The following is a 19687-nucleotide window of genomic DNA, read 5'->3' as shown; positions in this document are numbered from 1 at the left end:
AAGGGAGACTATCATGAAAACACTGATTGCGACCACTCTGGCGGGCCTCATGGCCCTGCCAGCACTTGCGCAGGACATGCCCGAGACCGAGTTCAATGTCGTCGGCTCCATCGGCGGGCTGTCGATGTACACCGACAAGGAACTGCCGTTCTGGACCGAACAGGTGCCCGCCGACACCGGCGGCAAGATCACCGCGAATGTGAAACCTTTCACCGAGCTGGGCTTCAAGGGCGGTGAGATCTTCCGCCTGGTCAGCAACGGCACATTGCAGATGGCCACCACCGTGCTGGCCTACAACTCCGGCGAAGTGCCGATGAATGAATCGGTCGACCTTGTTGGCGTGATCGGCAGTGTCGAGGAACTGGCGGCGGCTGTCGAAAGCTGGCGGTCATCCTATGCCGAATTCCTGGAGACAGAGCACAACATCAAGCTGCTGGGCTTCGGCACCTATCAGGCGCAGGTGATTTATTGCCGCGATGAATTCACCTCGCTTGCCGATCTGAAAGGTCGCAAGGTGCGCGCATCGGGTGCCTCGCAACAGGCATTTGTCAACCACCTGGGCGGCTCGCCCCTGTCCATCGCCTTTGCCGAGGTGCAACCGGCACTGGCCAGCGGCGTCGTCGATTGCGCCATCACCGGGGCGCTGTCGGGTTACAAGGCAAAGTGGAATGAATCGGCGCGGTTCATTTCTCCGATGCCGGTCAATTTCGGGCTGGCGGCACAGCTGGCAAACCTCGACTGGTGGAATGGCCTTGACGCCAGCGTGCAGGACTATCTGACCACCAGCCTGCGCGGCCTGGAAACTTCCATCTTCGAACTGGCCGCGACGGAGACTGCAACCGGTCTGGCCTGCAATACCTCCGGCCCCTGTTCCGAAGGGGACACTGCCGGGATGACGCTGGTGCCGATGACCGAGGCTGACGATGCGCTGCGCGCGGAAGCCGTCAAGGCGGCCATCCTGCCCGAGTTCGCGGACCGTTGCGGTGCCGATTGCGTCGCGACCTGGAACGAGACCATCGGCCAGACGCTGGGCATGACCATCGAATGAACCAAACCGGGGCGGCAGCTTGCCTGCTGCCCCGATACCTTCCGGTCACAAGCCGTCCCTGAAGCGCGCCCCTTAAACTTGCATTGCCGATACCCTGCCGCGCTTCGCGCTCTCGGGACATCGGCGATACGGCGTGTATCAGGTTAAAGGCGGGACGCTGACGTCAGACACGACAGGTGTTTCCTCGTGCGACTGCAGGAAGGCGATGGTGCCATCCTCGAAATAGGCCTGGGCCACACCCGGGCCTTTCGCCACCAGCCGGAACACATGGCGCTTGCCGTCTCTGAACGTCTCGTAGCGCGTCCAATAGGTGTCGCCTTCGAAGCCATAGACGCCCTTGTCCGTCTCCCCGTTCACAAAGCGGGCGATGCAGGTGCCGCCAACCTCATAGTCTATGCAGGCCGCGACCTGCCGCGTTTCGGGGTCCAGCGCAAATACGCTGTGGCCTTCCAGGAATTGCTTTACTTCATCGGCCTTCATCTGGCGTATCTCCTTTGGTTCCGCTGAACCTAAGAGCGCGCGCAGGGTCTGAACAGCCCGAAGTGCGCGCGCATCCGACCCTGGTTGCAACGCTGTTCTTTATTGAGACCGCAACAGGCGATAGAGTGTCCCTGATCTGGTTCACGTCGGTCCGCAGCTCTATGCTGCAGCCGTTTCATACCGATCCCGATGATCGCGGAGGCCAAGAGACATGCAAACCCCCAGGATGACACTTGTTGTCGCAACCTTGACTGCACTGACCTCCACCCCTGTCACGGCCCAGACCCTTGCAGAAATACTTGCACCGCGCCCGGATACCTACGCCTGCTGGCAGCGCAGCTATTCGGCGGATCATCTTGTCGAACACCCCCTGCAAAAGGTCACCGAGGTCTTCTTTCACCTCAGCTATTACGAAATGGAGCATCACGAGGCGGGCAAGGGCAATTATTCCTTCTCGGTCGATTTCACCACCCGTGAGCGCAAGGGCGGGGCCGGCGGGCTGTGTCATCAGGATGATCAGGGCCAGGTGATCTGCGGCGGCGATTGCGACAGTGGCGTCCTGACGATCCGCAACGCCCGGACCGAAGGATCGCTGTTGCTGGAGCTGACATCGGTCGGCATGACCTTGACAGATTGCGGCGACGATACGCCTTTTTACCTCCCGGCCGAGCCGGATGATACGCTTTTTCTGGTCCATCCTGCGCATTGCCCCGCAGATTAACAGGCACCGGCAAGTGACAGCAAAACCCCCAAGCCGCCTGTGGCAGGTGTTTTCCGGCCCCGAAGCATTGGAAGCCTTGCCGGACGACGGTCACCGCTCTCCCTGGAGCTTTCCGGCGCAGGTGCGCATTCCGATGGAGCATTGGGAGGCGATCATGGGTTTTGCGCGCCGTCTTGATCCGGCGGGCGCGGAGTTGCTGGCGCATGCCTCCTTACTTGACGGAACCATGCTCGCGCCCGGGGCAGAAGCCGATTTTCTGGCGTTTCTTGAAACCTTGGCAAAAGCCGTTCTTGAGGCCGCCCCGCTGACACCGGATGAGAGCAACCCGGCCCTGATACCGGAACCGATGCCAAACACGTCACACGCGCAGATGCTGCGCGATATTGTCCGCCTTGCCAATCGCACGCGGCGACGTGGGATGACTTTTGACAGCTGGGTCGATTGACCTGCCGGGCGCGCCTTACGGTGCGTCGATGGTGAGTGAAATATCGCGCGCAACCCCATCCGGCGCGGCAATCAGCAGATAGAAATCACCACCAATCGCGATCAGCTGCGCTGTAAACTTCTGTTCCGTGCCCGGCGCGACATCTGTGCGCAGATACCCTTTGAGGATCAGCCCCTCTTCGGGTGGTTCCTGATTGCGCACCGGCTTGTCAACAAAGACGGCGGCAAGCTGCCACAGATCGACATCAACATGGCTGTAGACCTGCAATGCACCCTCACCTGAACGGGCGGTGCCGCTGATCTGTATCTTTCTGCCATAGTACAGAGTGTTGTCGGTCCGGGCCAGTTTCAGGCGAAACCGACCCGTGAGTTCCTCGATCAAGACTGAGCCGCTGACACTGGATGACCCGCCGCTGGAAAAGCGGGTGGCAAGGTGTGATCTGACGCCTTGCGCACGGCCATTGTCGCCGGGGACAGCCTCAACAAATCCGCTTTCCAGATATTTCTCTTTAAAGGCAAGGGCCTGGCACCATTGCCGATCATGAGGGCTCAGCCGGTCATTGTTGTTGAAATCCGTGCAATCCGGGCGCGGCGCGGCAGCGACGGCGGAACAGGCCAGCAGGCCGGTCAAAAGTGCAGAGGCAAAGAATGACGTCATCTCACATATCATAGGCGCTTCGTCACCTTGCTCCAAGCTCCTGTCTGGCGCGTCAGATCGTGCTGCATCGCTTTCCGGAACTTCCAGATCGAACAGCCCATATCGCGTGCTGATTGTTAACGCGTTATCTGTTGACAGGAACTTATTTATTTAACATGTTATATTTAATTCGGGAGGAATCATGCCGCATCTCACCATCGACTATTCTCCATCTCTTGAAGCGCGCGCGGACATTCCTGCCCTTTGCACTGCGCTGCATAAGGTCATGGTGCGTTCGAACGTCTTCCCGACTGCCGGAATCCGTATCCGTGCCCACAAGGCGGATCATTTCATCGTCGCAGATGGACATGGGGAAAATGACTTTCTGGCCATGACGCTCAGCGTCGGGGCCGGGCGTGGCACGGACCAGCTGAAGGCGGCAGGCGATGCATTGTTCTCTGCCGCGCAAGAGGTCCTGAAAAATCCACTGGCGACCCCCCATTTTGCGCTTTCGCTCGAAATCAGGATCATCAACCCGGATCTCAGCTGGAAAGACACGCCAATTCACGCCCGCCTTACCGGCCATTCCTGAGGATGTCTTTGACGTCCGGCCACCCAGATACACGAGGACTTCCATGACCGTTCTAGACAACAATCTGAAAATGCTCGACGGCTTCCTGGCCCGCTTTCGCGACACCGGCATCCTGAACCGCATTGCCGGGCAGGATGTTGCGGGCAGCGGGGGTGTTTTCCAGACAACCTCTCCGGTCGACAAAAGCGTGATTTGCGACGTGGCACATGGCACCGCGGAAGACATCGACGCCGCGGCAAGTGCCGCACATGACGCTTTCCCGGCCTGGCGCGACCTGCCAGCGCTTGAGCGCAGGAAAATCCTGATCCGGGTGGCCGAAGGCATCGAGGCACGGGCCGAGGAAATCGCACTCTGCGAATGCTGGGACACTGGCCAGGCCTATCGCTTCATGTCCAAGGCGGCGCTGCGCGGTGCCGAGAATTTCCGCTATTTTGCCGATCAGGTGGTGCAGGCCCGTGATGGCCAGCACCTGAAATCACCGACGTTGATGAACATCACCACCCGCGTGCCCATCGGCCCTGTAGGCGTGATCACCCCATGGAACACGCCCTTCATGCTGTCCACATGGAAGATCGCCCCCGCGCTGGCCGCCGGCTGCACCGTGGTGCACAAACCTGCCGAAGCCTCGCCCCTGACCGCACGACTGCTGGTCGAGATTGCAGAGGAAGCAGGCCTGCCGCCGGGCGTGTTGAACACCGTCAACGGCTTTGGCGAGGGCGCGGGCAAGGCGCTGTGCGAACATCCGAAAATCAAGGCCATCGCCTTTGTCGGGGAAAGCCGCACCGGCAGCCTGATCACCAAACAGGGCGCCGACACGCTGAAACGCAACCATCTGGAACTGGGCGGCAAGAACCCCGTCATCGTCTTTGACGACGCCGATCTGGAACGTGCGCTGGATGCGGTGATTTTCATGATCTACTCGATCAACGGCGAACGCTGCACCTCTTCCTCGCGCCTGTTGATCCAGGACAGCATCCGCGAAGAATTCGAAGCCAGGCTGGTCGCGCGCGTGAACAACATCAAGGTCGGCCATCCGCTGGATCCGGCAACCGAGATCGGTCCGCTGGTCACCGAGGAACATTACAACAAGGTCACCCGCTATTTCGACATCGCCGTTGAGGACGGTGCAACCGTCGCTGCCGGTGGCGAAAAACTGGGTGACGAAGGCTATTTCGTGCGCCCGACCCTGTTCACCGGTGCGAACAACCAGATGCGCATCGCACAGGAGGAAATCTTTGGCCCGGTGCTCACCTCGATCCCCTTTTCGACCGAAGAGGAAGCCTTGCAGATTGCGAATGACATCCCCTACGGGCTCACCGGCTATGTCTGGACCAACGACCTGACCCGCGCGCTGCGCTTTACCGACAAGCTGGAAGCAGGCATGATCTGGGTCAATTCCGAAAACGTCCGTCACCTGCCAACCCCTTTCGGCGGGGTCAAGGCCAGCGGCATCGGTCGTGACGGCGGCGACTGGTCATTCGAGTTCTATATGGAACAGAAACACATCGGTTTTGCCACCGGCCAGCACAAGATCGCCCGCCTGGGTATCTGATGCCGCTTTGGACAATTGCGCGACAGCTTCGCGCAGCAGGAGAATTTCATGCCCATTCCCACACCCAATCTTTACCCCGCGTTCAACATCATCCGGTTGAGCCATGTGTGCCTGAACGTGTCTGATCTGACCGCATCAAAAAAGTTCTACGCCGAGATCCTGGGCCTTCAGGTCACCGACGAAAGCGACAGCCACGTCTATCTGCGTGCGATGGAAGAGCGCGGGCATCACTGCGTGATCCTGCAGAAATCGGACCTGCCCGGCACGGTCGAAGTGATGGGTTTCAAGACTTTCGACGAGGCTGATCTGGACAAGGCCGAAGCCTATTTCAAAGGCAAGGGCCGCCCGACATCCTGGGTCGAGCGCCCTTATCAGGGCCGCACCCTGCTGACCTCCGACAACATGGGCATCCCGCTTGAGTTTTATCACAAGATGGACCGGCTGGCGCCGATCCACCAGAAATACGCGCTCTATCGGGGGGTGAAACCCCTGCGCATCGACCATTTCAACTGTTTCAGTCATGACGTCGATGCCTCCGTCGCCTTCTATTCCGACTTCGGCTTCCGGGTGACGGAATTCACCGAGGACGAAGACAGCAAGAAGCTCTGGGCAGCCTGGATGCACCGCAAGGGCGGCGTGCATGATATGGCGTTCACCAATGGCACCGGTCCGCGCATGCACCATCTCGCCTTCTGGGTGCCAACCCCGCTGAACATCATTGATCTGCTCGATCTGATGGCAACTTCGGGCTATGTCGGCAATATCGAACGCGGACCGGGCCGTCACGGCATCTCGAACGCCTTCTTCCTCTATATTCTTGACCCCGATGGCCACCGGATCGAAATCTATTGCTCGGATTACCAGACGGTTGACCCGGATCTTGAGCCGATCAAGTGGGACCTCAAGGATCCGCAACGCCAGACGCTTTGGGGCGCACCCGCGCCGGAAAGCTGGTTCAGGCACGGAACCAGTTTTGTCGGGGTCGAGACCGCAGAGTCCACGATCAAAGCCAGCCCGATCATCGCGCCATGAGTGTCCCCATGAAATTTGCAACTTTCACATCCGGCGGTAAGACCTTTTACGGTGCGGTCACCGACACGGGCATGATTGCCCTGAACGACGCTTTTCCCGAATGGCCGACGCTGTTTGACGCGGTGCAGGCCGATGGTCTGGCCACGCTGGCACAGGCCGCCGAGGGCAAACCGGTCACGCATACAGGCGTGCAATATGAGATGGTCATGCCCAACGCCCGCCGCATCCTCTGCGTCGGCGTGAACTTTCCCGACCGCAACGCCGAATACAAGGATGGCAGCGAACAGCCGAAGTACATGTCGCTGTTTCCACGTTTTGCCAGTGGCTTTACCGGCCACGACCGCCCTCTGATCCGCCCGCCGGAAAGCCACCAGCTCGACTACGAGGGCGAGGTTGCCATTGTCATCGGCAAGGGCGGGCGGCGCATCCCGCAGGCCAACGCTTACGACCACATTGCCGCCCTGACGCTGTGCAACGAAGGCACCATCCGCGATTGGGTGCGCCACGCCAAGTTCAACGTGACGCAGGGCAAGAACTGGGACAAGTCGGGCGCGATCGGCCCGTGGCTGGTGCCCTTCACCGAGGCCGCCCAGCTGGACGAGGCGCGCATCATCACGCGCGTGAATGGCGAGGTCCGGCAGGACGATGTGCTGTCGCGCATGATGCATCCGGTCCGCCGCGAGATCGAATATATCTCGACCTTCATGACGCTGGAACCGGGCGACATCATCGTCACCGGCACGCCCACCGGGTCCGGGGCGCGGCTGGACCCGCCGCAATACCTGAAACCCGGCGACGTGGTCGAGGTTGAGGTCGAGGGCATCGGCACCCTGCGCAACACCGTCGAGGATGAAGTGCTATGACCCCCCAGGATCACGCCCGCGCCGCCGCCGACCTGCTGGCGGCAGAGGAAAGCGGCGGCCAGATCGGCCTGCTCAGCCTGCGCCATCCGGAGATCGGGATGGATGACGCCTATGCCGTGCAGAATGCGATTTGCACGGCCAAGCTGGCCCGGGGTCGCAGGGTGATCGGCTGGAAGATCGGCCTGACTTCCAAGGCGATGCAATATGCGCTGGGGATCGACATCCCCGACAGCGGCATCCTGTTCGACGATATGGCCTTCGATCACGGCGCCACTGTGCCCGCGGGCCGGTTCATTCAGCCGCGTATCGAGGCCGAGATTGCCTTTGTCCTGAAATCCGCCATTGGCGGTGCAGATGTGACCCGCGACGAGGTGATCGCGGCCACCGATTATGTCGCCCCGGCCATCGAGATTCTCGACACCCGGATTGTGCGTGTCGATGCCGAGACGGGCAAATCCCGCAGCGTCTTTGACACAATCAGCGACAATGCGGCCAACGCGGGTATCGTGCTGGGTCCGCAACGCCACGCGGTTGATGCCTTTGACTTGCGCTGGGTCGGTGCGATCACCACGCGCGACGGCGCGGTCGAAGAAACCGGCCTGGGCGCCGGCGTGCTGAACGATCCGGTGGAAAGCGTGGTCTGGCTGGCCCGCCGCATGGCGCAATACGGGCAAAGTATTGAACCCGGTCAGGTGATCCTGTCAGGCAGTTTCATCCGCCCCGTCGAATGCCCGCCGGGCAGCGTGATCACCGCCGATTTCGGTGATTTCGGGGATGTAGCAATCTCTTTCGCGTGAAGAAACTCCGAGCCTGCGCTGCGCAACTGTTGAGACGCGGCAGCGGCAGGCGGAGTCGGCTGTTATTCGATCAGATAGTCCTCTTTGAACCAGTGTTCTTCCAGGTTCGCGCCCTCACCGATACGGTCAACGACGGCAAAAAGACCAGGCTCCGAAAGCGGGGTCAGGACGCCATGCCATGTCCCCCGGTGAAAATTGATGGCCTGACCCGGTGCCGTCAGAAAGGCCTTAGGGTCTACCGGAGTGCCATTGTCGTCCCGGCAGACCACGACGAGAAAGGGATCGGCTGTCATCGGCACGAAGGCCTGACTGCCTTCCGGGTGCCGTTCGACCATCTTCAATTTCAGCGGCAGGGTTTCCATTTCGCCCTTGAAAATGCTGATCCCCGCGCGCCCGTCAGAAAAATCGAGACGCGCCCTGTCGTGGTATCGGCCACATTTGCCCTGATTGATGAGCTTGTCGGCTGTGCCGGAAGCGTCCAGAAGGTCACCATAGGGTTCAAAGGACTTGGCCGTCAGTTTTTCCAGCTTGAGGTGAATGGTCATGATCCGAATTTCTCCAAAAGCCGCAGTTCCGCGATGCGTTCAACCTGTCGGCAGGCTTCGGCAAATTCCGTATCCCTGTCGTTGCCGATGCGTCGTTTGAAAGCCGCCCCGATGCTGGCCTTGGTATTGTCCTTGACCGCGATGATGAAGGGAAAGCCGAATTTGGCGGTGTAGGTTTCGTTCAGTTCGGTGAAGTCGGCACGCTCCTGATCCGTGAGCTTGTCCAGACCCGCGCCCGCCTGTTCGGCGGTGCTTTCACGGGTCAGCCGCCCTGCTGCTGCAAGTTTCCCGGCCAGATCAGGGTGCGCGGTAAGCACGCTCAGACGCTGCTGCTCTGACGCGCCCCGAAACACGCTGGAAAGGGCCTGATGCACACCCTGCGCCGTGTCATGGGTCAGTCCCAGTTCACCGTCAAAGGCAGCTTCGGCGATCCATGCAGAATGCTCGAATATCCCCCCGAATTCAGAGACAAAGGTGGCGCGGTCCATCTCTGACGGTCTGTTGAAAGTCACAGGCGGGTTCTGACTGATCCAATGCTGTGCGATTTGATGGCGTGTCGCAAACCAGACGCCTTCATGTGACTTCATGTATTCAATCACTCGGCGCAGGGCTGCGGCGCGGCCGGGCCGTCCGATCAACCGGCAGTGCAGGCCGATGGACAGCATCTTTGGCGCACCGCCCTCGCCTTCCTCGTAGAGGAAGTCAAAACTGTCCTTCAGATAGGATTCAAACTGATCCCCGTTGGTGAAACCGGCCTGAATGGCAAACCGCATGTCGTTGCAGTCCATCGTATAGGGGACAATCAGCTGGTGCCGGCCCGCAAAGGTCATCCAGTAGGGCAGATCGTCGGCATAGCTGTCGGCAACATAGTCGAACTGCCCCGTTTCAGCGGCCAGACGCACCGTATTGTTTGAACACCGCCCGGTGTACCAACCCCGCGGCGCTTCGCCCACGGCCAGTGTATGCACCCGGATCGCTTCGGCAATCTGCGCGCGCTCTTCTTCTTCCGGCATGTCCTTGTGTTCGACCCATTTTAGACCGTGGCTGGCAATCTCCCAATCCGAGGCCTTCATGGCGGCAACCTGTTCCGGGGCGCGCGCAAGGGCGGTTGCCACGCCGTAGACCGTGACCGGTATATCCCTGAGCATCCGGTGAAGCCGCCAGAAACCGGCGCGCGATCCATATTCATAGATCGATTCCATGTTCCAATGCCGCTGCCCCGGCCAGGGTTGTGCGCCTGTAATCTCAGAAAGAAAGGCCTCCGACGCGGGATCCCCATGCAGGATGTTGTTCTCGCCGCCTTCTTCATAGTTCAGGACAATCTGAACAGCGATTTTTGCGCCATTTGGCCAATTTGCAGCTGGCGGTGTGGCACCATATCCGGTCATGTCGCGCGGGTATCGGGTCATTCTCTTCCTCCTGGTTGGACCGCTTGTAATTCAAAACAATAACAAGGATTTTCAAAAAAATCAGGAAGGAGCCTCAACCAGCTCCGGGTTTGTGAATCATGACGCCAGTTGACAGACTGTGCGAAACCAAAGGAGCATGCCATGTCCGGCTATTTGACCACCCACGTCCTCGACACAGCCAGGGGCTGCCCGGCCGAAGGGCTGAAGATCGAATTGTTCCGCATTGATGGAGAGCGCCGCACCAAGCTGAAGTCGGTGGTGACAAACGATGACGGGCGCACGGATTCGCAGATCCTGCCAGCCGAGGCGTTTGAAGTGGGCGTTTATGAACTGGTTTTTCATGCCGGTGCATATCTTGACCGCACAGGAGTGCCCCCGGAACAACCCAGGTTTCTTGATGTCATTCCCCTTCGGTTCGGGATGTCGCAGGCACAGCATTACCATGTGCCGCTGCTGCTTTCCCCCTTCGGCTATTCAACCTATCGCGGAAGCTGATCCGGCAGCCTGGTGTCCTTGATGACGCCGGCGATCCGATCCGAGACGAAATCCATGAACAGCCGGGATTTCGGGTCCTGATGCCTGCGGTGCGTGAACAGGCAGGCCATCTGGATGGGTTCCGGGGGGGTCTCCTCTCCGACGACGACAAGCGCACCGGATTCGAGATGCCGGGCCACTTCGAAAACGGGTTTCAGGGCGATGCCGTGACCCGCCAGCGCCCAATCCACCAGAACGTCACCGTCGTCGCATTCATAGCGTCCGGCGACGCGGAAACGCTTTGGCCCTGACGTGGTGATCAGCGGCCATTGGAATTCCGTCGCACCGGGAAAGCGCAGGTTGAGGCACTCGTGCTTGTCCCTGACAATCTCATGGCCGGAACGCGGATGCCCACGCTGCGCGATATAGGCCGGGGATGCGCAAAGCACTCTTTGTACATCTGCAATTTTCTTGATCTTGAGATTGCTGTCCTCGGGCTGGCCGAGGAAATAGGCAAGATCCAACCCTTCGGTGGTGAGGTCGACCTTTCGGTCCGACAACCGCAGCCGCACGCTGACATCGGGATATTCCGCCAGAAATGCCGGCATCTGCGGCGCAATCAGCCGTCTGCCGACACCCAGGGGGGCAGCCACATAGAGCGACCCGCGCGGGCTGTCCGTGATCGCGGTGACTTCCGCCTCTGCCGCTTCGATGGATTCCAGGATCTCGCAGGCACCGCGATAAAAGGCCTGGCCCTGCTCGGTCACGCTCAGGTTCCTTGTGGTCCGTTGAAACAGCCTGACGCCTAGGTGGTCTTCCAACTGAGATATCCGTGACGAGGTGACCGCAGGCGAAACCCGCAGATCGCGACCGGCAGCCGACATGCTGCCAAGCTCGTAGACCCGGACAAAAGTGCGGATGTTCTCAAAATAGGACATTGTTCTGCTTTTTTTGATACAGCTTGGGCATTCACAGCAATACCAGAACAATTCTTTCTCGCCTAGTCTGTTGTCAGTTTCGATTCCAGGGAGGTGGAAATGTACGACTTCGCAATCATGTGGGACTGGTTCGCTTTTTCGATGCGATGGCTGCACGTCATCACGGCGATGGCCTGGATCGGCGCGTCGTTCTATTTCATCGCCCTCGACCTGATGCTCAAACCCGCAGAGGACATGCCCGAGGGTGCCTATGGCGAAGAGTGGGAAGTCCATGGCGGCGGTTTTTACCATACCACGAAATACCTGGTCGCACCTGCGCGCATGCCAGAGCACCTGACCTGGCATAAATGGCAAAGCTATACGACCTGGCTCTCCGGTGCGGGGCTTTTGATGATCATCTACTGGGTGGGCGGAGAGCTGTTCCTGCTCGACCCGACCAAGGCCGACCTCGCCCTCTGGCAAGGTATCCTGATCTCGGGTGGTTCCCTGACCCTCGGCTGGCTGGCCTATGATTTCATGTGCAAATCGAAGCTGAGTGAAAAGCCGACAATCCTCATGCTGCTTTTGTTTGTGATCCTCGTGGTGATGTCCTGGGGCTATAACCAGATTTTCACGGGCCGCGCCGCCCTGCTGCATCTGGGCGCTTTCACGGCGACCATCATGACCGCCAATGTTTTCTTCCAGATCATGCCAAACCAGCGCATCGTGGTCGAAGACCTCAAGGCAGGGCGCACCCCTGATGCCAAATACGGCAAGATTGCCAAGGTGCGGTCGACGCACAACAATTACCTCACGCTGCCGGTCGTGTTCCTGATGCTCAGCAACCATTATCCGCTGGCCTTCGGGACCCAGTATGCATGGATCATCGCCAGCCTGATCTTTCTCACAGGCGTGACAATCCGGCACTACTTCAACACGATGCACAAGACCGGAACGGGCCCCCATTGGACCTGGGCTGTCACGGTCATTCTGATGATCGTCATCGCCTGGCTGTCCTCCGTCCGGCCCACCATAACGGTGGAGGACGCAGAAGCGCGTGATCTGACATCCTACGAGCAGAGGTTCGTGGCGGCCGAAGGGTTCGATGACGCTTACGACATCGTTCTGGGCAATTGTTCGATGTGCCACGCACGCGAGCCGTTCTGGGACGGGATCAGATGGGCACCGAAAGGCGTGTTCCTTGAAACCCAGGGCGATGTGGCGCGTCATGCAGATCAGATCTACCTTCACGCCGGTGTCAGCCACGCCATGCCACCGCCAAATGCCATCGCGACAATGACCCCCGAAAACCGGGAAAAGATCATTGCATGGGTGCGCAACGCGCGCGTTGAGAAATAATCAGATACTGCAATGCTGCCAAGTCAGCCCGGGTGTCGGGACATGGCAGATTGCCCTTCGTCTCGATGATTGCAGGTCCGGTGCGGACGGCCAGCGCAATGGGCTGACCGTTCGACACCGTTGAAACCACCTGTCCTTAAAAATCAACCTCGATGGCGACACCCTTTTTCACGGCAAGCTCCACAACGCTTGCCGCCACTGCAAGATCCTGCAAGCCCACGCCGGTGCCATCAAACAGGGTGATCTCGCTCTCCGAGGTCCGCCCCTTGTCGGTGCCGTTTATGACAGCACCGATCTGGTGAACGTCGCTTTCCCGGATCAGGCCCTGGGCAACCGCATGTTGGGCCTCGCCGATGCTGATGGATTGTTCGACCTCATCGGTGAACACCGTGGATTTTGCAAGCAGCGCCGCCTCGACCTCCTGTTTTCCCTTGGTGTCCGTCCCCATGCAGGCGATATGCGTGCCTTCGGATATGTGATCGGCCATGATGCTGGGCGCAAATGTCGATGTGATTGAGATCACCACATCCGCCTCTGCCATGCCTTCAAGCGGGACCGCCTCGAAAGGCAGGCCAGCCTCTTGTGCGATCTTTTCGATGTTGGGTAGCATTTCAGGGTGATAGTTCCAGCCGATCACCTTCTCGAACTGTCGTTGTTCAAGGGCGGCGCGCAGCTGGAACGTGGCCTGATGGCCGGCACCCACCATGCCCATGACCTTCGCGTCCTTGCGTGCCAGATGTTTGATCGACACGGAGGAAGCCGCCGCCGTGCGCAGGGCAGTCAACAGGTTGCCGCCGACCATCGCCCTGACCTTGCCGGTGTCCGGGTCGAACAGGAAAACCGTCGATTGGTGGTTGATCAGGCCGTGCTTTTCAAGGTTGTTGGGCCAGTAACCGCCCGCCTTCAGACCCAGGGCCATGCCCGCTTTGTCAAAGCCGCCCTTGAAGCCGTAAAGCGCATCCTCATGGCCGATGGCCTCGCGGATCACCGGGAAATTATAGGCGTCTTTCGCGGCCATGGCGGCAAATACACCCTCGACCGCATCAAATGCAGCATCACGGGTCATCAGGTCGGCAATTTCGCGTTCAGGAACGATCAGCATCGGTTTCTCCATTGGAATTCATGTACATGCGCGCGCCGCGACAAAGATCGGGCGCGCGCTAATTTTGGTCTCCTGCAGCGCGTTGCCGCCGGAAGAGAGGGATCAATAGGCTTTGCCGCGCGCCGATACCGGCCAGACGGTTTCAACCTTGCCGCCGCGCACGCCGACATACCAGTCGTGCACATTGCAGGTCGGGTCGCAGTGCCCCGGCACCAGCTTCAGCTTGTCATTGACCTTGAGCGCGCCGTTGGGATCACCAACAACGCCATGTTCGTCGGAACATTTCAGGTATTCCACATCGTCGCGGCCATAGACGAACGGCAGGCCGCTGTCGACGGATTGCGCCTTCAGCCCGGCATCCACGATCGCCCTGTCGGCCTTTGCGTGGCTCATCACGGTGGTCAGGATGAACAAAGCGTTTTCCCATTCGCCCTTGTCGATGCGGTTGCCGTTCTTGTCGAGGATCCGCCCGTAATCGGCATCCATGAAGGCGTAGGAGCCGCATTGCAGCTCGTTGTAAACATTCGATGCGCTTTCAAAGTAGTAGGATCCGGTGCCGCCGCCGCCAACGATATCACATTCCAGACCGTTGCTCTTGAGGCCATTCACCGCATCCGCCACCTGAACGATTGCCGCGTCCAGTTTTTCTTTGCGGTCAGCGTAAAGATCGAGGTGCTGCATCGCGCCCTGGTAGGCCTGGATGCCGGCAAATTTCAATCCCTCCGCCGCGTCGATCAATTTGGCGATGTGCACCACGTCCTGCGTGGTGCTGACACCACAGCGGCCCGCGCCGCAATCGATTTCAACCAGGGCCTCGATCTGGGTGCCATGTCTGACAGCGGCGTCGGACAATTCCTTTACGTTACCGGGATCGTCCACGCAGACCAGAATGCGCGCGCCCGATTTCGGCAAACGCGCCAGGCGGTCGATCTTGGCCGGATCGGTGACCTGGTTCGACACCATCACATCCTTGATGCCGCCACGTACGAAGACTTCGGCCTCCGACACTTTCTGGCAGCACACACCGACCGCATGGCCGAGGTCCTGCTGCAGTTTCAGCACGTCGACGGATTTGTGCATCTTGCCATGGGCGCGGTGGCGCATGCCGTGGTCGCGCGCGTAATCGCCCATTTTCCTGATGTTACGCTCAAGCGCGTCAAGATCCAGGATCAGACAGGGTGTCTGAATCTCTGCCTCGTCCATGCCGGGCAAGGCCGGAATGTCATAGCCGACTTCGTATTCGTCCAGTTTAACATGCGTGTTCATAACTTGGGGTCCTTCACTTGAGCCAGGGCAGCAGGTCGAGGTCAACATTGCCGCCGGTGATGATGATGCCGACACGTTTGCCGGCAAACCTTTCCTTGTTCTTCAAAATCGTCGCCAGCGGCACGGAAGAGCTCGCCTCCATCACAACGCGCAGATGTTTCCAGCTCAGCTTCATCGCAGCGATGATTTCCTCTTCGGAGGCAGTCAGAATATCGGTGACGTGGTTGGAAACGAAATGCCAGGTCAGGTCCTTCAGCGGCACCAGCAACCCGTCCGCGACGGTCTGGGGGGCATCGTCCGCGATGATGTGACCCGCCTTGAAGCTGCGGTAGGCGTCGTCAGCCTGTTCCGGCTCTGCCGCGATGATCTGCGTTTCGGGGGCGAGGTTGGACAGGGTCAGGCAGGTGCCCGAGATCATGCCGCCGCCACCAATCGGTGCCACCATCATGTCAAGCCCGTCGGTCTGTTCAAGGAACTCCTTTGCACAGGTCCCCTGCCCCGCGATCACGCGCGGATCGTTGTAGGGATGCACGAAATCACCGCCGGTTTCAGCCTGCACCCTGGCGAATGTTTCCTCGCGCGAGGAGGTGGAGGGCGCGCATTCGGTGATCCTGCCGCCATAGCGCGCGACCGTGTCCTTTTTGGCTTGCGGTGCCGTGCGCGGCATGACGACGTTGCAGGGGATTCCCCGCCGCATCGCCGCATAGCTCAGGCAGGAGGCATGGTTCCCCGACGAATGGGTGGCCACGCCCAGGCGGGCCTGTTCATCGCTCAGCCCGAAGACGGCGTTGGACGCGCCACGCACCTTGAACGCGCCGGGTTCCTGAAAGTTCTCGCATTTGAAGAACAGTTCCGCTCCCGTCAGCTCGTTCAGATAGGCCGATGTGCGCACAGGAGTGCGCCGGATGTGCGGTTTGATCCGCTCATGCGCGTCCTCCATGTCCTTGAGCGTCGGGATATACATCGTGTTGTCCTTCATGCTGCCGCTTTCCTGGCCGATGCCTGACCGTGGCGATAGAACGCCTGCGCCGCGGCGACGCCGGAGCCCAGTTTGATGTCCAGACCCAGGTCCACCATCACCATCTCGGCGGTGGCCAGACCCGACAGCATCATCGCATCTGTCAGACTGCCCAGATGGCCAATGCGGAACACCTTGCCTGCAACCTCACCCAATCCAACGCCGAATGCCATGCCATAGGTCTTGGCGGCGACAGTCACGATATCGGTGGCGTTGAACCCTTCCGGGGTGCGGATGGCGGAAACCGTGTCGGAATAGAATTCCGGCGATGCGGCACACAGCTCCAGCCCCCAGGCATCAACCGCCTTGCGCACGCCTTCGGCAATCCGGTGGTGGCGGGCAAAGACGTTCTCCAGCCCTTCATCCAGCAGCATGTCCAGCGACAGTTTCAGACCGTTCATCAGGCCAACCGGCGGCGTATAGGGGAAGGCGTTGTTGTCGTATCCCTTCTGCATGTCCTTGATGTCAAAGAAGGTGCGCGGCAGTGTGGCCTTGTCGCTTGCCCTGATCGCCTTGTCCGAAAAACCCAGGATCGCAAGACCCGCAGGCAGCATGAAGCCTTTCTGGCTGCCGGTCACGGCAACATCGACGCCCCATTCGTCAAAGCGGAAATCCATCGACGCGATGGAACTGACCCCGTCCACGAACAACAATGCCGGGTGCCCCGCCGCATCCATCGCCTTGCGGATTGCACCGATGTCGGATTTCACACCGGTTGCGGTTTCGTTATGCGTCGCCAGCACAACCTTGATGTCGTGGTTCTTGTCCGCTTTCAGGATCGCCTCATATGTCCCGGCAGGAATGCCTTGCCCCCAAGGTGTTTCTACCACCTGAACATCCAGCCCGTGGCGCTGGCACATGTCGATCCAGCGATGGCTGAACATCCCGTTGCGCGCGGCAAGCACCTTGTCACCCGCGTTCAGGCAATTGCTGAGCGCGGTTTCCCAGCCGCCGGTCCCGGTCGAGGGGAAGATGAAGATCCTCGCGCTGTCCGACTTCAGAACCTTGCGGACGCCTTCGAGGCAGGGATGCAGGATCTTGCCGAAGACCGGAGAACGGTGGTCGATCGTCGGCATGTAGCAGGCCTGACGGAGGGCTTCGGGCATGTTGGTCGGGCCCGGAATGAAAACAGGGTTCTGGAAGCTCATGATGGTCTCCTTTTCTGAGATTAACGCCAAATTAGCAAAGGCCGCGCGCCTATGATACTTTTTTGAAATCGTTTTTCATTTTCTTGTGATGTCGAATAATTGTTCATTGTCAGTGACTTGCATTTTTCATAACGTGAAGGGGTTTTTCAGATATTTGGGAATGCAGTTTATGGTTTTGCAAAAGAACGACAGCCCGGGCGCGCGGAAAACCCGGGGCCGCCCGCGCGACTGGGATGATAAGACGGAACAGAACACCATCAAATCGCTGGATCGCGCGATGGAGGTCTTTGAATTCCTGAGCGAGGCCCAGGGCAAGACGCTCTCCGGGCTGGCCACCGATCTTGGGCAGTCGCCCGCCACTGTTTACCGCATTCTTGTCACTCTGGAAGGTCGCGGCCTGGTCGAATTCGATCAGGCCGATCAGGTCTGGCACATCGGCCCCCGCGCCTTCGTGATCGGCGCCCGGTTTCTCAAACGCACCAGCCTGGTTGAACGCGCCCGCCCCTTCCTGCGGCAGCTGATGAACGAAACCGGAGAGACCGCGAACCTCGGGATCGAACAGAACCGCCATGTCCTGTTTGTCAGCCAGGTCGAGACCAATGCCAGCATCCGTGCATTCTTTCCGCCCGGTACCCTGTCGCGGCTGCACGCTTCCGGCATCGGCAAGGCGCTGATGGCGCAGATGGACGCGACACGCATCGACAACATATTGTCGAGCGGACCGCTGGAACGGTTCACGGAAAACACATTGACGGACCGCGACAGCCTGTTGGCGGATCTGGCCGAAACCCGGGCGCGGGGTTTTGCGATAGATGGTGAAGAACGCAATCTTGGCATGCGCTGCATCGCTGCGCCGGTGTTCGACATGAACAGCGAAGCAGTTGCCGGCATTTCGGTTTCCGGCCCGACCTCGAGGATCGGGCTGGAAACCATCGAAAATTTGGGCGTTGCGGTTGCCGCTGCGGCCCGTGAACTGACGGCGGCCATTGGCGGAGAGCCGAGCCAGCGCCCAGGCTCTGGACCCATTGATCTTACACGCTCAGTTTGACAGATTTTTTCGCAGACTAGGAAAATCTGCGCAAGAATAGTGGTTCTATTTCAAGCAGATGTGACGCCTCCTCTCGGGACATTGCTGCGCGATGCCCTGCCGGGCAATGGGCTGCGGGAAAATCCGTCAAACCCGTCACGCCGAAGGCGTGCCAACATGACTCGGCGCTCCTTCGGAGCGACGGGCGGCGATTTCACTTCATTTCAATGTCTTGGGTCGCTTGCAAATAGAGCCTACCACTGCCCGGCGGTGCATTTGCAAGGCAAATGTCACGAGAGGGGATTGGCTGCACGCCCCAAACCATTGAAATTTCGTGAAATCGCCGCTGAGCATGTAAGATCAATGGGTCCAGAGCCTAGGTTGATCAGCCGCGTGCCTGTGGCACCCCTGTCGCCGGGCGCAGCGCCATCTGGCGGTTCACATCCTTGTACAGCAGATAGCGGAACCGCCCCGGCCCCCCCGCGTAACAGGCCTGCGGGCAAAACGCGCGCAGCCACATGTAATCGCCCGCCTCCACTTCGACCCAGTCACTGTTCAGCCGGTAGGCGGCCTTGCCTTCCAGCACGTAAAGCCCGTGTTCCATGACATGGGTCTCCAGAAACGGGATCACCCCACCGGGTTCAAAGGTCACGATGGTGACATGCATGTCATGGCGCATGTCGGCCGGATCGACAAACCGTGTCGTTGCCCATCGGCCATCGGTATCGGGCATGACGGTTGGTGTGATGTCCTGTTCATTGGCAATGACGACATCGGGCATATCCAGCCCTTCAACCGCTTCATAGGCCTTTCTGATCCAGTGGAACCGCAGCATGTCGTCACCCCGGTTGTGCAGGGTCCAGCCACATTCAGGCGGCAGATAGGCATAGCCGCCGGGTGCAAGGCTGTGTGTCTTTCCATCAACGGTAAGTGTTGCGGCACCCTCGACCACGAACAACACGCCCTCGGCGCAGGGGTCGCTTTCCGCTTTGTCCGATCCGCCGCCGGGTGAAACCTCCATGATATATTGCGAAAAGGTCTCGGCGAAGCCGCTGAGCGGGCGCGACAGAACCCAGAGCCGGGTCTTGTCCCAAAACGGCAGGAAACTGGTCACGATATCGCGCATCGTTCCCCGGGGAATGACCGCATAGGCATCGGTAAAGATCGCGCGATCCGTGAGGAGCTGATCCTGACCGGGATGACCGCCCTTTGGGGCATAATAGCTGGCCGTCATGACGACTCCTTGGCTGATCTAA

The 19687-nt window shown here is 59.6% G+C and carries 21 protein-coding genes; 11 read left to right on the top strand and 10 right to left on the bottom strand.

The annotated features are described in order from the left end of the window. The first annotated feature begins 13 nt into the window (after positions 1 to 13). Positions 14 to 1048: a TRAP transporter substrate-binding protein gene (locus ACWNZ3_RS21725; RefSeq protein ID WP_274574877.1), complete on the top strand. Its 1035-nt coding sequence runs from the start codon at positions 14 to 16 to the stop codon at positions 1046 to 1048. A gap of 138 nt (positions 1049 to 1186) precedes the next feature. Here ACWNZ3_RS21725 and ACWNZ3_RS21720 read toward each other — a convergent pair whose 3' ends face one another. Beyond that, complete coding sequence (locus ACWNZ3_RS21720) at positions 1187 to 1528, bottom strand: hypothetical protein (RefSeq protein WP_269367227.1); 342 nt, start codon at positions 1526 to 1528, stop codon at positions 1187 to 1189. 211 nt (positions 1529 to 1739) lie between these two features. On the opposite strand from ACWNZ3_RS21720, the gene ACWNZ3_RS21715 reads away from it, so the two are divergent. Both ACWNZ3_RS21715 and ACWNZ3_RS21710 read left to right on the top strand, forming a co-directional pair. Continuing rightward, a complete protein-coding gene (locus tag ACWNZ3_RS21715) occupies positions 1740 to 2249 on the top strand; it encodes a hypothetical protein (RefSeq protein WP_496902332.1) in 510 nt (169 codons plus the stop codon). A gap of 13 nt (positions 2250 to 2262) precedes the next feature. After that, positions 2263 to 2694 (top strand): hypothetical protein, encoded by a 432-nt coding sequence (locus ACWNZ3_RS21710; protein ID WP_496902331.1) that lies wholly within the window; start codon positions 2263 to 2265, stop codon positions 2692 to 2694. A 15-nt stretch (positions 2695 to 2709) separates the two neighbouring features. Here ACWNZ3_RS21710 and ACWNZ3_RS21705 read toward each other — a convergent pair whose 3' ends face one another. Continuing rightward, positions 2710 to 3351, bottom strand: a complete 642-nt coding sequence (locus tag ACWNZ3_RS21705) for a hypothetical protein (RefSeq protein ID WP_496902330.1) — start codon at positions 3349 to 3351, stop codon at positions 2710 to 2712. A 181-nt stretch (positions 3352 to 3532) separates the two neighbouring features. On the opposite strand from ACWNZ3_RS21705, the gene ACWNZ3_RS21700 reads away from it, so the two are divergent. From ACWNZ3_RS21700 to hpaH, 5 genes are read left to right on the top strand one after another with little or no spacing between them, the layout of a single operon-like run. Beyond that, entirely contained in the window at positions 3533 to 3922 is a 390-nt protein-coding gene (locus ACWNZ3_RS21700) for a 5-carboxymethyl-2-hydroxymuconate Delta-isomerase (RefSeq protein WP_496902329.1), read from the top strand. Positions 3923 to 3965: 43 nt separating this feature from the next. Then, positions 3966 to 5474 (top strand): 5-carboxymethyl-2-hydroxymuconate semialdehyde dehydrogenase, encoded by a 1509-nt coding sequence (gene hpaE / locus ACWNZ3_RS21695; protein WP_496902328.1) that lies wholly within the window; start codon positions 3966 to 3968, stop codon positions 5472 to 5474. Between the two features lie 48 nt (positions 5475 to 5522). Next, positions 5523 to 6506: a 3,4-dihydroxyphenylacetate 2,3-dioxygenase gene (hpaD, locus tag ACWNZ3_RS21690; protein ID WP_496902327.1), complete on the top strand. Its 984-nt coding sequence runs from the start codon at positions 5523 to 5525 to the stop codon at positions 6504 to 6506. 8 nt (positions 6507 to 6514) lie between these two features. Next, entirely contained in the window at positions 6515 to 7369 is an 855-nt protein-coding gene (locus ACWNZ3_RS21685) for a fumarylacetoacetate hydrolase family protein (protein WP_496902326.1), read from the top strand. Beyond that, positions 7366 to 8166 (top strand): 2-oxo-hept-4-ene-1,7-dioate hydratase, encoded by an 801-nt coding sequence (gene hpaH / locus ACWNZ3_RS21680; RefSeq protein WP_496902325.1) that lies wholly within the window; start codon positions 7366 to 7368, stop codon positions 8164 to 8166. The genes ACWNZ3_RS21685 and hpaH overlap by 4 nt, the downstream gene beginning before the upstream one ends. Before the next feature lie 62 nt (positions 8167 to 8228). Here hpaH and ACWNZ3_RS21675 read toward each other — a convergent pair whose 3' ends face one another. Next, positions 8229 to 8711, bottom strand: coding sequence for an ureidoglycolate lyase (locus tag ACWNZ3_RS21675; protein ID WP_496902324.1), 483 nt, complete (start codon positions 8709 to 8711; stop codon positions 8229 to 8231). Beyond that, positions 8708 to 10120 (bottom strand): allantoinase PuuE, encoded by a 1413-nt coding sequence (gene puuE / locus ACWNZ3_RS21670; RefSeq protein WP_496902323.1) that lies wholly within the window; start codon positions 10118 to 10120, stop codon positions 8708 to 8710. The genes ACWNZ3_RS21675 and puuE overlap by 4 nt, the downstream gene beginning before the upstream one ends. A 141-nt stretch (positions 10121 to 10261) precedes the next feature. Between puuE and uraH the strand changes: the two genes are divergently transcribed. Continuing rightward, on the top strand, positions 10262 to 10615 hold the full coding sequence (gene uraH / locus ACWNZ3_RS21665) for a hydroxyisourate hydrolase (RefSeq protein WP_269364687.1): 354 nt from the start codon (positions 10262 to 10264) through the stop codon (positions 10613 to 10615). On the opposite strand, the gene ACWNZ3_RS21660 is transcribed toward uraH, so the two are convergent. Beyond that, positions 10600 to 11532 carry a LysR family transcriptional regulator gene (locus ACWNZ3_RS21660; RefSeq protein WP_269364686.1) on the bottom strand — a complete coding sequence of 311 codons (933 nt, stop codon included), beginning with the start codon at positions 11530 to 11532 and terminating at the stop codon, positions 10600 to 10602. The genes uraH and ACWNZ3_RS21660 overlap by 16 nt on opposite strands. Positions 11533 to 11631: 99 nt before the next feature. Between ACWNZ3_RS21660 and ACWNZ3_RS21655 the strand changes: the two genes are divergently transcribed. Beyond that, positions 11632 to 12870 carry a urate hydroxylase PuuD gene (locus tag ACWNZ3_RS21655; RefSeq protein WP_496902322.1) on the top strand — a complete coding sequence of 413 codons (1239 nt, stop codon included), beginning with the start codon at positions 11632 to 11634 and terminating at the stop codon, positions 12868 to 12870. A 136-nt stretch (positions 12871 to 13006) separates the two neighbouring features. Here the strand turns inward: ACWNZ3_RS21655 and bhcD are convergent, their stop codons facing one another. The 4 genes from bhcD to bhcA form a co-directional block, all read right to left on the bottom strand. After that, positions 13007 to 13972 carry an iminosuccinate reductase BhcD gene (gene bhcD / locus ACWNZ3_RS21650; protein WP_496902321.1) on the bottom strand — a complete coding sequence of 322 codons (966 nt, stop codon included), beginning with the start codon at positions 13970 to 13972 and terminating at the stop codon, positions 13007 to 13009. 102 nt (positions 13973 to 14074) lie between these two features. Then, positions 14075 to 15238 (bottom strand): 3-hydroxy-D-aspartate aldolase BhcC, encoded by a 1164-nt coding sequence (bhcC, locus tag ACWNZ3_RS21645; protein ID WP_496902320.1) that lies wholly within the window; start codon positions 15236 to 15238, stop codon positions 14075 to 14077. A 13-nt stretch (positions 15239 to 15251) separates the two neighbouring features. Further along, positions 15252 to 16217, bottom strand: a complete 966-nt coding sequence (gene bhcB, locus ACWNZ3_RS21640) for a beta-hydroxyaspartate dehydratase BhcB (protein ID WP_496902319.1) — start codon at positions 16215 to 16217, stop codon at positions 15252 to 15254. Then, entirely contained in the window at positions 16214 to 17404 is a 1191-nt protein-coding gene (gene bhcA, locus ACWNZ3_RS21635) for an L-aspartate--glyoxylate aminotransferase BhcA (protein WP_496902318.1), read from the bottom strand. Before bhcA ends, bhcB begins: the two co-directional genes overlap by 4 nt. 169 nt (positions 17405 to 17573) lie before the next feature. On the opposite strand from bhcA, the gene bhcR reads away from it, so the two are divergent. After that, a complete protein-coding gene (gene bhcR / locus ACWNZ3_RS21630) occupies positions 17574 to 18452 on the top strand; it encodes an HTH-type transcriptional regulator BhcR (RefSeq protein WP_496902606.1) in 879 nt (292 codons plus the stop codon). A 364-nt stretch (positions 18453 to 18816) separates the two neighbouring features. On the opposite strand, the gene ACWNZ3_RS21625 is transcribed toward bhcR, so the two are convergent. Then, positions 18817 to 19665, bottom strand: coding sequence for a bifunctional allantoicase/(S)-ureidoglycine aminohydrolase (locus ACWNZ3_RS21625; protein WP_496902317.1), 849 nt, complete (start codon positions 19663 to 19665; stop codon positions 18817 to 18819). Positions 19666 to 19687 lie beyond the last annotated feature (22 nt).

The organism is Sulfitobacter sp. IGS-18 (assembly GCF_059628195.1).
The sequence above is the reverse complement of the archived record's forward strand: the minus strand, read 5'-3'. Positions and strand labels throughout refer to the sequence as shown.